The sequence below is a fragment of the Mycobacterium sp. 852002-51163_SCH5372311 genome (assembly GCF_001667115.1).
In the GTDB taxonomy this organism is placed as follows: Bacteria; Actinomycetota; Actinomycetes; order Mycobacteriales; family Mycobacteriaceae; genus Mycobacterium.
This window is the reverse complement of sequence record NZ_LZIJ01000151.1, coordinates 1-1133: the sequence shown is the minus strand read 5'-3', so window position 1 is coordinate 1133 and position 1133 is coordinate 1. Positions and strand designations below refer to the sequence as shown.

Sequence of the window (1133 nt, the reverse complement as noted above, 5' to 3'; positions counted from 1 at the left end):
CCGGCGCCGGACCGACTCCGCCGCCTTACCCGACTGTTCGCCCTGCTGTCAATAACGGCCAGCCCGTCCCGCAGTTTCAGTCGGGCGGCAACTGGGCGGGCCCACCGCAACCGTCGCCGGCCAGTGTCCCGCAACAGTTTCTCGGGCCTGCGCCGTGGAATTCGCCTCCGTCGAGGCGCCGCCGTAACCCGTGGCCGATCGTCGCCGGGGTTGCCGCTTTAGTGGCCGTCGTGGTGATCGCCGTCATCGTGATCGGGATGGCCCTGCGGCATCCGGACGAGCACAATGACGCGCAGCCGGTCACGACCACATCCGTGACCACGACGACGACAATCCCTACCACCACCAGGACGACGACCAGCACGTCCGCGGATCTCCAACGACTGCTCAGGACACTGCCGTCCGGCTATCCCACCGGCACGTGCACACCCGATACCCGACCGATGCCCGGAGCGCTGGTATCGGTGAAGTGCGGGGGCAATACCGATGCCAATGGCCCGACGGTCGCCGCCTACGGGCTTTTCCCGAGTCTGCAATCGGTGCAGGACGCTTTCAGCAACTTCACCAAGACGTTCACAATCCAAAGTTGCCCGGGTAACAAGGCGTCACCGGGCACCTGGTGGCACAACCAGGACCCGACCGTCATCCTGGGCCAGATTGCTTGCGGCATATACAAAGCCACCGAGCCCCAGGTGATGTGGAGCAACCAGCAGACCATGGTGTTCGGGCTGGTCGGCGGAAAACTCCAAGGACCCGGCCTGGATCAGCTATACAAGTGGTGGGCTTCGCACTCCTGAGTCGCGGACTGAAGAAGCCAGGTCGATTCACCCGGAGGCCACCCATGGACGAGAAGACCGACATCGTCACCAACACCCCGTCCCATATGCAGCTGCACGCCTGCGGACGCACCTGGAAGGCCACCCCCGGCCGCGCCTGGACCATCGGTCGCGCAAACGAAGCCGATTTCCGGATGGAGAATCCCAGGGTGTCGCGGGACCACGCGGTGCTGTTGCCCACGCCCGACGGGTGGGTCATGGTCAACCACAGCAAGAACGGCACGTTCGTGAACGGGCAGCGGGTAGAGCGGTTCACGATACGTCAGCCCGTCACCGTGATGCTCGGTTCGGCGTCGT

The 1133-nt window shown here is 64.9% G+C and carries 1 protein-coding gene and 1 pseudogene; both read left to right on the top strand.

All coding sequences use genetic code 11. The features are described 5' to 3' along the window. Positions 1 to 797 (top strand): annotated as a pseudogene (locus A5791_RS17610) (serine/threonine protein kinase); the annotation flags it as partial. A 44-nt stretch (positions 798 to 841) separates the two neighbouring features. Continuing rightward, the coding region (locus tag A5791_RS17605; RefSeq protein WP_156661426.1) for an FHA domain-containing protein at positions 842 to 1133 on the top strand (292 nt) is incomplete at its 3' end.